General features: G+C 72.4%; 11 protein-coding genes. 5 read left to right on the plus strand and 6 right to left on the minus strand.

Going from position 1 to position 12,279, the window contains the following annotated elements:
* The first annotated feature begins 10 nt into the window (after nt 1-10).
* From ASF40_RS08305 to ASF40_RS08315, 3 genes are all read left to right on the plus strand, one after another.
* Entirely contained in the window at nt 11-961 is a 951-nt protein-coding gene (locus ASF40_RS08305) for a hypothetical protein (protein ID WP_056367828.1), read from the plus strand.
* 10 nt (nt 962-971) lie between these two features.
* The gene (locus tag ASF40_RS21070) at nt 972-1,205 is read left to right on the plus strand and encodes a hypothetical protein (protein WP_056367830.1); all 234 of its coding nucleotides are present in this window, start codon (nt 972-974) and stop codon (nt 1,203-1,205) included.
* A 79-nt stretch (nt 1,206-1,284) separates the two neighbouring features.
* Complete coding sequence (locus ASF40_RS08315) at nt 1,285-2,673, plus strand: phosphotransferase (protein WP_056367832.1); 1,389 nt, start codon at nt 1,285-1,287, stop codon at nt 2,671-2,673.
* Nucleotides 2,674-2,697: 24 nt separating this feature from the next.
* Here ASF40_RS08315 and ASF40_RS08320 read toward each other — a convergent pair whose 3' ends face one another.
* Nucleotides 2,698-3,978: a CDP-glycerol glycerophosphotransferase family protein gene (locus ASF40_RS08320; RefSeq protein WP_056367834.1), complete on the minus strand. Its 1,281-nt coding sequence runs from the start codon at nt 3,976-3,978 to the stop codon at nt 2,698-2,700.
* A 109-nt stretch (nt 3,979-4,087) separates the two neighbouring features.
* On the opposite strand from ASF40_RS08320, the gene ASF40_RS08325 reads away from it, so the two are divergent.
* Nucleotides 4,088-5,113, plus strand: a complete 1,026-nt coding sequence (locus tag ASF40_RS08325) for a glycosyltransferase (protein WP_056368360.1) — start codon at nt 4,088-4,090, stop codon at nt 5,111-5,113.
* A gap of 21 nt (nt 5,114-5,134) precedes the next feature.
* Here the strand turns inward: ASF40_RS08325 and ASF40_RS08330 are convergent, their stop codons facing one another.
* Genes ASF40_RS08330 through ASF40_RS08340 form a run of 3 tightly spaced genes read right to left on the minus strand, consistent with a single transcriptional unit; the run spans nt 5,135 to nt 9,598 of the window.
* Nucleotides 5,135-6,586, minus strand: coding sequence for a CDP-glycerol glycerophosphotransferase family protein (locus ASF40_RS08330; protein WP_056367836.1), 1,452 nt, complete (start codon nt 6,584-6,586; stop codon nt 5,135-5,137).
* Nucleotides 6,583-7,857: a CDP-glycerol glycerophosphotransferase family protein gene (locus ASF40_RS08335; protein ID WP_056367838.1), complete on the minus strand. Its 1,275-nt coding sequence runs from the start codon at nt 7,855-7,857 to the stop codon at nt 6,583-6,585. Before ASF40_RS08335 ends, ASF40_RS08330 begins: the two co-directional genes overlap by 4 nt.
* A gap of 49 nt (nt 7,858-7,906) precedes the next feature.
* Nucleotides 7,907-9,598, minus strand: a complete 1,692-nt coding sequence (locus ASF40_RS08340) for a S1C family serine protease (protein ID WP_056367840.1) — start codon at nt 9,596-9,598, stop codon at nt 7,907-7,909.
* 118 nt (nt 9,599-9,716) lie between these two features.
* Between ASF40_RS08340 and ASF40_RS08345 the strand changes: the two genes are divergently transcribed.
* Complete coding sequence (locus ASF40_RS08345) at nt 9,717-10,916, plus strand: aminotransferase class I/II-fold pyridoxal phosphate-dependent enzyme (protein ID WP_056367842.1); 1,200 nt, start codon at nt 9,717-9,719, stop codon at nt 10,914-10,916.
* A 9-nt stretch (nt 10,917-10,925) separates the two neighbouring features.
* Here the strand turns inward: ASF40_RS08345 and ASF40_RS08350 are convergent, their stop codons facing one another.
* On the minus strand, nt 10,926-11,729 hold the full coding sequence (locus tag ASF40_RS08350; RefSeq protein WP_056368362.1) for a carbon-nitrogen hydrolase family protein: 804 nt from the start codon (nt 11,727-11,729) through the stop codon (nt 10,926-10,928).
* 2 nt (nt 11,730-11,731) lie between these two features.
* A complete protein-coding gene (locus tag ASF40_RS08355) occupies nt 11,732-12,244 on the minus strand; it encodes a DUF6328 family protein (protein WP_056367843.1) in 513 nt (170 codons plus the stop codon).
* Between the last annotated feature and the right edge of the window lie 35 nt (nt 12,245-12,279).

A 12,279-nucleotide genomic window follows, 5' to 3' on the forward strand; every position in this document is an offset into this window, starting at 1 on the left:
ACTCGGCGCGATGACCGACAAGGTTCACCAGATCCACTCCCTGCCCGGCGACGCGCCGTGGCAGGGAGGGCTGCCGCCCGCAGGATCCGACGAGCACCCCTTCACGATCCGTGCGCTCGACCGGGTGCTCGCGATCCAGCGGCCGGTCGTCCTCGCGCACCTTCGCAGCATCCGTCTCCGCCATCCGGACTCCTCTCCCGCTGACATCGTCCGCATCCTCGAGCGGCGCTATCTCGCTGCGGTGACCACCGGCGGCGCCGCGGTCGGCGCGACCGCGGTCGTTCCCGGGATCGGCACGGGCGTGACGCTGGCGCTCAGCGGCGTGGAGACGGTCGCGTTCCTCGAGGCGACCACGCTGTTCGCACAGTCGGTCGCCGAGGTGCACGGCATCCCGGTGTCGGATCCTGATCGGGCGCGGGCCCTGGTGCTGACGCTCATGCTCGGCAAGGAGGGTGTCGACCTCGTCGCGCAGCTCGCCGGCCAGGCCGCCGGGCGCGGTCCCTCCCGTTCGGGCTACTGGGGCGAGCTGATCACGAAGTCGCTCCCGCGCGCGGCCGTCGGGCCGCTCGTCGACCGGCTCAAGACGACGTTCATCCGTCAGTTCGCGGCGCGGGGCGGCGCCTCGTGGATCGGCAAGGCGCTGCCGTTCGGCATCGGCGCGGCCATCGGCGGCGCCGGCAACAACATCCTCGGGCGGCGGGTGCTCACCGGCTCCCGGCGGGCGTTCGGGGTGCCCCCGCACGCGCTGCCTCCCGAACTCGAACCGCGCCCCGGCGCCGACCGTATCGAGCGGCTCGCCGGACGCGGCATCCGTCGCGCCGGCGAGGCGGTCGTCGACGGCGTCACGCGCGGCGCGTCCGGTGCCCGCCGCATCACGGCCCGCGTGATCCGGCGCGCGCCGGAAGCGATCGAAGCGCCCGTTCCGACCGAGGACGGAGCCTCCTCCCCGCCGGCGGGGTGACAATGGCGGTATGGGTCTGTTCAGCAAGCTTCCCGAAGAGCCCGTCGAATGGGCGGGTCTGCCGTCAGAGCCCGCCCGCTCCGAGACGCAGGCCGAACGATTGACCGAAGCCGCATCCGTCGATCTCGGCGGCCTCGGCCTCGGCGACATCGCCGTCGGCGGCGGCGCCGTCGAATCCATCGTCATCCCGGTGGCGCCTGTCATCGAGATCGCCGAGCACCAGGAATCGGGCGAGGACGAGTAGCGCGCGAACCCCGCCCGCTCTGCAAGCGCTTGCAGCGCGTCCTCGACACACGCACGACCACGGGCATACGCTCACAGGTATGGACAGCACGTTGGCGTGCCTTGCGGCGTGGATGCCACGGCAGCGGTGGTACGCCGCCAAGGGGCGCCCGCCCAGCCTGCGCCTGCTCGCGTGGTGGGATCTGAGCGCGGAGTCCGGCGGCGCGGAAGACGCCGACACCGGCACACGCATCCGCACATTCCTCGTCGCGGACGAGGGCGCTCTGCCGGCCGTGCTGTACCAGATCCCGGTCGTCGAGCGCGCGACGGAGGACGTCGACGCCGACCCCGACCACGTCATCGGCAGTCCGGTGCCGGGAACGACCTTCATCGACGGCCCGTTCGACCCCGCGTACGCCCAGGCTCTGCTGCGCCTCATCACGGTCGGGGGCACCGCACACGGACCGCAGACCACGGCGATCGGGCGGGTTGCAGGCTCAGGCGGAGCTCCGTCTCGGGCGACCTCGCGGGTGATCAGCGGAGAGCAGTCGAACACGTCGCTCATCTTCGAAGGCGACGGCGCCCCGGTGATCTGCAAGGTCTACCGGCAGCTGCACGCGGGCCTCAACCCCGACATCGAGCTGCAGGAAGCGCTGGCCGGGGCGGGATCGCCCCATGTGCCGCGTCCGGTCGGCTCGATCGAAGGCACGTGGCCGGACCTGGCCACCGCGCACGGCACCGTGCACGGGTCCCTCGCCTCCGCGCAGGAGTTCCTGCCGGGCGTCGAAGACGCATGGCGCGTCGCGCTGCAGGCAGCAGCCAAGGGTGACGACTTCCGCGACGCGGCGCGCGCGCTCGGCACCGCGACGGCCGAGGTGCATGTCGCCCTGGCGGAGTGCTTCCCGACCCGCACGGCGACGGACGCCGACCGCGCGGCGACGGCGGCCACGTGGGAGCGAAGGTTCGCGATCGCCATCGCGGAGGTCCCCGAGATCGCCGGACAGCGGGATGCCGCCGCAACGGTGTACCGGCGCGCGCTCGAGGTGCCGTGGCCGCCGCTGCAGCGCATCCACGGCGACTTCCACCTCGGGCAGGTGCTGCACTCCCCCGAGCGCGGCTGGATCATGGTCGACTTCGAGGGCGAGCCGCTGCGCCCGATGGCCGAGCGCACGCAACCCGATCTCGCACTGCGCGACGTCGCGGGGATGCTCCGCTCGTTCGACTACGTCGCGGGTTCGCTGCGCCTGGACGACCCGGATCGCTCCGCCGACGCGGTGCGCGCGTGGGCGCGGGACGCACGCCGGGCGTTCGTGGACGGATACGCCGCGTCGGCGGGAGGGCTCGACCCCCGGCATCCGCTCCTCGCCGCGCTCGAGCTCGACAAGGCGGTGTACGAGGCGATCTACGAGGCCCGCAACCGGCCGACGTGGGTCGCGATCCCGCTGCGCGCGATCGCGCGGCTGGTCGAGCGTCCTGCCCCGGTGGCCTGACGCCGTCGGCCGAGCGTCGCGGGCTCAGCCCTCGTCGTCGAGTTCCGCCTCGTCCTCGGGCTCGTCGTCCTCGGCGTCGGCGACCGACCGTGCGTACCAGGAGTCCCAGTCATCCATGAGGCGCTGCACGGCCCCGTGGAATCTCGCCGTCGCCGAGCCCGGTGCGGTGTCGCCGAAGTAATGGGTGACCCACTCCTCCAGGCGCGCGACGGCCTCGGGGTCCGAGAGGACGCGCTCGGTCTGGGCGACGATGTCAGGGGCGGCTGTCGCGTCGAGCCACTCGCAGGCCGACAGGTACCCGTGCGTATCGATCGCGGCGGCGGGGTCGGCCGGCCGCGTGATCATGAGCGGCTTGTCGGCCGCGAGCCGGTCGTAGACCATCGCCGAGATGTCGACGATCGCGACGTCCGCGGCGGACAGCTGCCAGCCGAGCTCCGGCCCGTCGTCGAAGACGTGCTGGCCCGAGGGATCCGAGGCATTCGCTGCGTTCAGGGCCGCGATGATGCGCTTGTTCGCCGCCCCGTACTCGTGGTTCACGACACCCGAGCGCGGGTGGGGCCGGTAGATCACGCGATGGCGACCCGTGGCGAGGAGCGCGGTCACGAGCGCCTCACCGTGCGTGGCTATCGAGCCGTAGTGGGCCGACGGGCGGTCCCCCTCCCACGTGGGCGCGTAGAGCACCACCGTGCGCGCGTCGGGTGTGTAGGGCAGGGTGCCCGAGTAATGGTCGGCCTGCGGACGCCCGATCTCGATCGTGCGGCGCGCGATGTCGTAATCCCACAGCACCCGCGAGAGTCGCTCCCGCGCGGCGTCGCCAGCGATCATCGCGTAGTCGTACGCCTTGTACTGGTTCGTGGTCATGTACATCTTGTCGGACTCGCCGTGGTTGATGAACACGTGCCAGCGACGGCCGTAGCGGAACATCTGGAAGTTGCGCGTGTTCTGGTTGACGTACAGCACGACGCGGATGTCCTGCTTGGCGATGAAGCGCTCGAGATCGCGCACCGTCGGAACGAACGCCACCGGGAGCGCCCCGTCGGCCAGCAGCGCTTCGGCGCCGGTGGCGGCGCGGCTCAGCACCACGACGGGCCAGGTCTTCGCGAGGTCTGCGAGCGGCTTGTACCACTGCCGCATCTGGTACATGTTGACCGCGCCGTCGGCGAAGTAGACGGCCACCCGGTACTGGAAGGGCGGGTGCGGCGGCCGGGCCGCGAGGGTGCGCCTCACGTCGATCACGGCCGAACGATTGCGCACCGCCTTGCGGACGAGAGCGACCGCCTTCTTGCCATCCGAGACCAGACCCACGCTTCCAGCCTACCCAGGGCTCTCATGACATGATCGACGCGTGCATGTCGAGCAACACGGGCGCAGGGACGCTCCGGTCCCTCCCCCCGGCTCCGGCGTGAGCTTCGTGATGCCGGTGCTCAACGAGCGCGACTACCTCGGCCGTGCGGTCGAGACGGTGCTCGCGCAGGACGTTCCCGGCCCGACCGAGCTGGTCCTGGCTCTCGGCCCCTCGACGGACGGCACCAACGCGCTGGCGGCGAAACTCGCCGCCGGCGATGATCGCATCGTGCTCGTCGAGAACCCGGGCGCAGACATCCCGATCGGCCTCAACCTGGCGATCCGCGCCGCGCGGCACCCCACCGTGGTTCGCGTGGACGCACACTCCGAGCTGGATCCGACATACGCGCGACGCGCGCTGGCGACCCTCGACCGCGTGCGCGCCGCGAACGTCGGCGGCGTGATGCGCGCCGACGGCCGCACGCCGTTCCAGCGTGCCGTCGCGCGCGCCTACAACTCCCCCATCGGCCTCGGCGGCGGCGCGTACCACGGCGGCACGCAGGAGGGCGAGGCGGAGTCCGCCTACCTCGGCGTCATGCGCCGCAGCGTGCTCGAGGAGGTCGGACTGTTCGACGAGAGCATCCGGCGCGGCGAGGACTGGGAGCTGAATCTGCGCATCCGTCGTGCCGGCTACCGCGTCTGGTTCGATCCCGCGCTGGCCGTGACGTATTGGCCGCGCGAGAGCTGGGCGCGCCTGGTGCGCCAGTTCTCGGCGACGGGCCGGTGGCGAGGGGAGCTCGTCCGCCGCTTCGGGCGCGGCAACTCGCTGCGGTTCTTCGCGCCGCCGGCGCTCGTGCTGACGATCCTGCTGGGGATCATCATCGGCGTGCTCCAGCTCACGGGTCTGCTGCAGGGTTGGTGGTCGGTGGCGGCTTGCGTCGTCTACCTCCCCGTGCTCGCGTACGCCGTCCTCATCGCCGTCGTCGCTCTCGGCCGGGGTGGCGGGCACGGCTGGCGCGACAAGCTGTGGACAGCGGCGGTGCTGCCGTCCATGCATCTCGCATGGGGCTGGGGCTTCCTCCTCGGAGTGATCGGCGGTGCACACGACACCGTCGACACGTCCCGCCTCGGAAGCCGCAACACGCCGCTGCCGTGACACCCGGCGGGCGGGCGGCCGTCAGGCGTCGATGAAGCCCTGGTCGAGGATGCGTGCCACGACCCGCTCGGCGGCGCGGCCGTCGTCGCGGGCGTTGAACTTGTCGCGCCACCGCGCGTACCGCGACGCGTACTTCGCGGTCTCGTCCGCGGCGAGCGCGGCCACCAGTTCATCCTGCGTGCGCACCATCGGGCCCGGCGCGTGCGCGGCCAGGTCGAAGTAGAACCCGCGCAGTTCCCCTCGGTAGTGCTCCATGTCGGGCACGAGGAAGTACATGGGCTTCCCGGTCACCGAGTAGTCGAACATCACGGACGAGTAGTCGGTGATGAGCGCGTCGGCGACGAGCAGCAGCAGCGAGGTGTCGGGGAAGCCTGTGACGTCGATCACGCGCGGGCCTTCCGCGTCACGTCCGGGCAGCAGCGTGCGCGAGTGCCCGCGCACGAGCACGACCGCATCGGTGGCCGCGGCGAGCGAGACCGGATCGATGAAGTCCACGATCTGGTCGCGGTCGTCACGCCACGTCGGCGCGTACAGCAGGACGCGCTCGCCGGGACGGATGCCGAGGGCCTCGCGCGTCGCCGTGCCGTCGCCCGTGGTCAGCACATCGTTGCGCGGATACCCCTCGACCCAGATCGGTCGTGTGAGGAATGCGTACGCCTTGCCGAGGATGCGCGCGGCATAGGGGTTCTGCGCCAGCAGGATGTTCCACCGCCGCGACTCGCGGACGACCGCCGCCGTCCGGCGCGGGTCGAACCCGGGCCGGTGCAGCGCCAGGCGCTTGAGGGGCGTGCCGTGCCAGGTCTGCAGCACCACCTGCCCCTTGCGTCGCGCGAACCGGCGGCGCAGCCAGTCGTTGACCACGAGCAGTCGCGCGGCGCCGCGGGCCCGCCACCATTCGGGGCTGCCCTCGACCACGGCAATCGCGCCGGCCGGCACGGCGACCGACAGGTCGACGACGCTCCAGTAGCGGGTCACGCCCGGCGCGCGGCGCGCGACCTCTCGGTCGATCGCGAGAGGGTTGCAGCTGGCGTTGCGGCCATAGAAGCTCTCGAAGAACACCGCGTTCTCGAACCCCGTGGCGGGTCGGGTCGCATAGCGGCGTTCGAGGGCGTCCTGCCCCTCACCGGAGTCGTACGCGGGGTCGATCGGCGGCCCGACACGCAGGGTCCACCCCTCGAGGCTCGCTCTGAGTGTTCCGAGCTGTGTGAGCGGGAGGACTTCGGGGGGACGGATGCCGCGGGCCGTGGGGTCCGTGATGCGCACCTCGTACGAGCCCGCGGGCAGCGGCAGTTCCGGGCCGCCCCAGCGCGCGGCGCGCAGCGGGAGCGTCGCGGTCCACGTCTTGCCGCGGCCGGTGAGGCGCGCGGTGACGCGGGCGCGGGCGCCGACGATCTCGACGGATCCGGGCCGTTCCCCCTCGCCCGAGAGCACGAGAGCCGGGCTCCCCTCCGTCGTGAAGCGCGCGTCGGTCATCCGGTTCCTTCCCTGGGGCCGTCGTGGGCCGTTCCGGCCAGAATCGCACGGTACACCCTCTCGGCGTTGCGCCCGTCGCGGAACGCGTGCACCCGCGCGTCCAGCGCGACCGCCCGTTCGACGCGGCGCGCGCGCTCGGCATCGTCGCCGAGCACCGCGTCCAGCTGGGTCGCCGCCTGGGTCCAGTCGATCGCCCAGTCGTCGCCCGCCACGTCGGCGTAGGTGCCGTAGAAGCCGCGCCTGCGCGCGTACTCGTCGACGTCGGGCGCGAGGAACAGCGTGGGCAGCGGCACGAGCGAGGCGTCGAACGCGAGCGACGAGTAGTCGGTGACGAGGGCGTCGAGGCCGGGCAGCAGCGGGGTCACGTCTGCGACCAGGTCGCTGCCGAGCGACTGCACGCGGTCCGTCGGGAACGGCGGGGCGTAGTCGCCCGCGCCGAGCGGGTGCGAGCGGACGAGGAGCGTCGCGTCATGACGCCCCAGCACGTCGACGATCTGCGACCACTCCTCGGTGGTCGGCACCGCGGGGTCGACCGCACCGTCGCGCCAGGTGGGCGCATAGAGCACGAAGCGGGTCGAGGGCTCCACGCGGGCAACCGCGCGCCCGATCGCGGCGCGGGCCTGCACGCGGCGATCCTCGGCGGTGCCGCGCGAGAGCACGTCGACGCGCGGCTCGCCGGTCACCGGCACGCTCGCGTCGGGCAGGGCGAAGGCGGATTCGAGACGGCCGCGGACGAGGTGCGAGGCGGCCGGAATCACGCGGATGCGGCGCGCGGCGCCGCGGTACATCGATCTCAGGAGCCCGCGCACCGCCCCGGCGGCGGGGGTGGCCGCGACGACGTCGGGCACCCTCAGCGTCTCGGGGGAATCGACCCCGATCCGCTTGAGCGGGATGCCGTGCCACAGCTGCACGACGAAAGCGCCCGACACGGCGTAGCGGTTGACGTCGCCGAATCCGTGCGTGACGACGACCACCCGGGCGCGCGCGGTGCGCCACAGCCCGTTCAGGGAGCGCTTCGGAACCGTACGGATGCCGCGGGCCGCGGCATCCGTCGCCTCCTGGGCCGACCCGACCAGCCACACCGGGCGGCGTCCGTCGGCGGCCGCCACCTCCCAGAGCGCCAGCGCACCGTCGCCGATGCCGATCGCACAGCCGATGACCCACTCGTCGCGCGAGCGAGGCACGAGGAGGGTGAGGAGGCGTCCGGCGGCGTAGAGCGGGATCGTCGCGAGCTTTCGGGCGTTCCCCGCGCCGAACGAGAAGGACGCCATCCCGCGAGCCTACCTGCTCGCCGGATGGCGTCCCTGGGGGGGGTGTGGACTACTGCTGGAGCGATCCCAGCGTGACCTGGACGGTCTGCGTCTTGCCGTCGCGGACGTACGTCACTTCGGCGTCGCTGCCGGCCGCGGCCGCACGCACCTGAGCCGTGAGGTCGGTCGCGTCGGTGACCGGCACGCCGTTGAAGGCGGTGACGATGTCGCCCTTCTGCAGGCCGGCGGCGGCGGCCGCACCGCCGTCGGTGACGGCATCGATGTAGGCGCCGGTGATCGTGGAACCCTCGACGGATGCCGCGGCCTTCACGTTCGCGCCGAGCAGACCGTGGGTCGCCTCGCCGTTGTCGATGATCTCGCCGGTGATGCGCTTGACGATGTCGGACGGGATCGAGAAGCCGACGCCGATCGAGCCCGAGCCGTCGGACGACGACCCGCCCGCGGTCGCGATCGCCACGTTGATGCCGATCAGCTTGCCGTCGGAGTCGACCAGCGCGCCGCCCGAGTTGCCCGGGTTGATGGCGGCGTCGGTCTGGATGACGGAGATCGAGATGCTCTCGGTGGCCGTCGACTGCTGGTCGCCCTGACCGAAGTCGAAGCGGAACGGGCCTTCCTGGCTGTTCTGATCCTGCTCGTCCTGGCTGTCGCCGCCCGCGTCGGGCGCCGCCGACGACGCGATCGAGATCGAGCGGTTGAGCGCGCTCACGATGCCTTCGGTCACCGAGTTCGCAAGTCCCAACGGCGCGCCGACCGCGACGGTCGTGTCGCCGACGTTGAGCTTGCTCGAGTCGGCGATCTCGATCGGGGTGAGGTCCTCGGCGCCCTTCAGCTTGATAACGGCCAGGTCGTACGTCGGGTCGGTGCCGACGACCTCGGCGTCGTAGACGCGGCCATCGGACGTGGTCACGCGGACGGTCGCGTCACCGGTCGCGCCATCGAGCGTCACGACGTGCGTGTTGGTGACGACGTAACCGTCCTCCGTGAGCACGACGCCCGAACCGGTGCCGGCCGCCGACGAGCCGGTCGCCTCGATCGTGACGACGCTCGGCACGACCTTCGCGGCGATCGCGGTGGTCTGGTTGACCGAGTCGGTGTCGTTGACCGTGACCGTCGACGGTCCCGCGGCGGGCGAGGCGCTCACCGGGGCGAACCAGGTGACGCCGGCGTACGCACCGCCGAGGCCCGCGGCGCCGCCGACGATGGCGGCCGCGACGATCAGGCCGACGACCTTGCCGGCTCCGGACGGCTTCCTGGGCGCCTTGGTCGCCGTCGGCACCGCGCCGGTCGAGCCCGCGATCGGCAGCGTCGGCTGGGCGTCCGCAGCGGTGACGCCGAACGCGGCACCGGGGGCGCCGGGCGCCGGCTGGCCCGCGTAGGAGTGGGGGTAGGGCGCGGGCTGACCGGCGTAACCCTGCGGACGGGCGTAGGCGTGTGCCGCTGCCGGGTAACCGGCGGGCGGCACGGGCTGGGTCGGCGCGGTCGGCTGCACGTGGGCCGCAGGCTGCGCGGCGGGTGCGCTCGGCGGGACCGGGGGCAGCGCGGCGGCGGCCGCGGCCGGGGTCACGGGCGGCGCGGGCTGGGCCGGCGCGGCGGGCTGCGCGGGCTCGACGGCTTCCGGCGCGGCCGCGGCGGGGGCCGAGGTCTCGGGCTGGGCGGGCGTCTGCGCGGCGGCCTCCGCGGCCGACTGCGAGGGGACGGCGGGGGTCTGGTCTTCCGGGCGATCGCCCTGGATGTCGCTCATGGTTGCTCCTTCTGCCAAGCACTCACCACTGTGCCCACCGATGCTGTGCGTTTCTTATGTCGCGAATGGGACTCGGCTATGCAACAGGGATGAGCCCGCCCGGTATTACGGTGAAGCGATGCGACAGATCCCCGGAGCATGGCGCCGCACAGCCGCGGGCGCCGGACTCGTCGGTTCCGACGGGTCGATCCACCCCACCATCTTCGCCGAGATGTCGGCCCTTGCGGCGCGTACGGGCGCGATCAATCTCGGGCAGGGCTTCCCCGACGAGGACGGCCCGGCCGAGGTGCTCGAGGCAGCCCGCTCGGCGATTGCGAACGGCGCCAACCAGTACCCGCCGGGTCGCGGCATCCCGGATCTCCTCTCAGCCGTGGCCGAGCACCAGGAGCGGTTCTACGGGCTGCGCCTGGATCCCGCCCGCGAGGTGCTCGTGACGGCGGGCGCGACCGAGGCGCTCGCCGCGGCGCTTCTCGCCCTCATCGACGGTCCCGACGACGAGGTCGTGGTGTTCGAGCCCTACTACGACTCGTACGCGGCGGTCGTCGCCCTCGCCGGCGCGCGGCTCGTGACGGTGCCGCTGAGGTGGCCCGATTTCCAGCCCGACCTCGACGAGCTGCGCGCCGCCGTGAGCGATCGCACCCGCGTCATCCTCGTGAACGATCCGCACAATCCCACCGGGGCTGTCTTCGGCGCCGAGGTGCGCGACGAGGTCGTGCGCCTCGCCGAGCGCCACGACGCCGTCATCGTGACCGACGAGGTGTATGAGCACCTCGTCTTCGACGAGCCGCACGTGCCGATCGCCACGCTCCCCGGCGCCGGGGAGCGCACGCTGACGATCTCGTCGGGCGGCAAGACGTTCTCGACGACCGGCTGGAAGATCGGCTGGATCTCAGGCCCCGCCCCGCTCGTCGACGCGGTGCTCGCGGTCAAGCAGTTCCTCACGTACGTCAACGGCAGCCCGTTCCAGCCCGCGATGGCCACCGGACTCCGCTTGGACGATGCGTTCTTCCAGAGCATCGCCGGCACGCTGCGTGCGAAGCGCGACCTGCTCGGCGCGGGGCTGCGCGCCGCCGGGTTCGATGTGTCGACGCCCGCCGGCTCGTACTTCACCGTCGTGGACGCCGCGCCGTTCGGAGCGACGGATGCTGCGGCCTTCTGCCGCGCCCTCCCCGAGCGCGCCGGGGTCGTGGCCATCCCCCTCACCGCGTTCGCGACGCCGGACCGGCGTGAGCAGTACGCCACGCTCGTGCGCTTCGCCGCCTGCAAGCGCGTCGAAGTGCTGGAGGACGCGGCATCCCGCCTCGCCCGCCTCGGATGAGCCTCGGCGTCAGCGCGGCCCGACACCGAATCGCCGGAGCGTCAGCGCAGGGTTGACACGGCGCACGCGCTCGATCGCTCCGACGTCGAGGTGGGCGACCGCGACGTCGGTCGACGTGCCGACGGCGGCGAGCTCCACGCCCTGCGGGTCGACGACGAGCGAGTGGCCCACGCCCAGGGGCGGCGGATGGTCCGCGGCGGCGACGAACACCGTGTTCTCGATCGCGCGGGCGTGCAGCAGGGTGCGCCAGTGGTGCTCCTTGAGCGGACCGCGCACCCATTCCGCCGGAACGAGGAACACATCGGCCCCGGCGTCCACGAGCAGCCGCCCGACCTCGGGGAATCGGAGATCGTAGCAGGTCATGAGACCGAACCGGAGTCCCCCGAACTCGAACGTCTGCGGTTCAGCGGGCTCGCCGGCTTCGACCCAGTCCGACTCCCGCTGGCCGAACGCGTCGTACAGGTGCAGCTTCCGGTAGTGCGCGATCAGGCCCGTCGCATCGACCGCGACCGCGGTGTTGCGCACACGCTCGCCGTCGCCGGCGCGCTCGAGCAGGCCGGCGACGATCGTCAGGTCGTGCTGCGCCGCGAGTCGCGTGAGCGCCTGCACGAACGGGCCGTCCAGCTCCTGGGCGTTCGCGGCGAGCGACTCGTCGAACGGGTCGACGAAGTAGCTGGAGTACTCGGGGAGCACGACGACCCGCGCTCCGCGATCGGATGCCGTGGCCACGAGCTGCGCGATGGACTCGAGGTTCACCGCGGCATCGGCCGTCGGCGCGAACTGCGCCACCCCGATGGGGAGGGTCTCGGTCATCGTCACGCTCCGTTCGTCCGGCGGCGTGCCCGGAGGATCGCGGGCAGGACCAGCCACATCGCGCAGACCAGCAGCCCGAGCGGGATGAGGGCCCACCAGAACGCCGACCCGCCCAGCACGACATCGAACACGAAGGCCACGACACCGACAAGGAGCACGGCGACGGTTCCGAGCGCGGTGACGAGGGCGAGGTGTCCGTACCGCACGACTTCGGCCTTGGCGCGCTGCTGGAACAGCGCGCGATGCAAAGCCACCGGTGCGAGGGCGACGATCGAGCTGAGGGCCGACAGCACGACGAGCCCCAGATAGAACGACTTCTGAGACTCGGTGAGGTCGCCGAAGGCCGGCTGGAACGCCAGCGCGAGCAGGAAGCCGGTCAGGATCTGCGTGCCCGTCTGCAGAACGCGCACCTCCTGCAGGACCTCGCTCCAGTTGCGGTCGGCGCGCTCCTCCGGCGTCTCGGCGCGGCCGTCGGCGCGCTCTTGTCGAGGGTCGGTGTCGCGCTCGGTGGGCATGGGTTCATCCTCGCCCGCTGCCCGCGATCGGGGCA

Origin of the sequence: Microbacterium sp. Leaf288, from assembly GCF_001422925.1 — a bacterium.
Taxonomy (GTDB): domain Bacteria; phylum Actinomycetota; class Actinomycetes; order Actinomycetales; family Microbacteriaceae; genus Microbacterium.

Coding starts and splice junctions, on each gene's coding strand:
- ASF40_RS08325 (WP_056368360.1), top strand. CDS start 4,088: ATGCCGGTGCTCAACGAGCGCGACTACCTCGGCCGTGCGGTCGAGACG.
- ASF40_RS08345 (WP_056367842.1), top strand. CDS start 9,717: ATGCGACAGATCCCCGGAGCATGGCGCCGCACAGCCGCGGGCGCCGGA.
- ASF40_RS08350 (WP_056368362.1), bottom strand. CDS start 11,729: ATGACCGAGACCCTCCCCATCGGGGTGGCGCAGTTCGCGCCGACGGCC.
- ASF40_RS08335 (WP_056367838.1), bottom strand. CDS start 7,857: ATGGCGTCCTTCTCGTTCGGCGCGGGGAACGCCCGAAAGCTCGCGACG.
- ASF40_RS08330 (WP_056367836.1), bottom strand. CDS start 6,586: ATGACCGACGCGCGCTTCACGACGGAGGGGAGCCCGGCTCTCGTGCTC.
- ASF40_RS08315 (WP_056367832.1), top strand. CDS start 1,285: ATGGACAGCACGTTGGCGTGCCTTGCGGCGTGGATGCCACGGCAGCGG.
- ASF40_RS21070 (WP_056367830.1), top strand. CDS start 972: ATGGGTCTGTTCAGCAAGCTTCCCGAAGAGCCCGTCGAATGGGCGGGT.
- ASF40_RS08355 (WP_056367843.1), bottom strand. CDS start 12,244: ATGCCCACCGAGCGCGACACCGACCCTCGACAAGAGCGCGCCGACGGC.
- ASF40_RS08305 (WP_056367828.1), top strand. CDS start 11: ATGACCGACAAGGTTCACCAGATCCACTCCCTGCCCGGCGACGCGCCG.
- ASF40_RS08340 (WP_056367840.1), bottom strand. CDS start 9,598: ATGAGCGACATCCAGGGCGATCGCCCGGAAGACCAGACCCCCGCCGTC.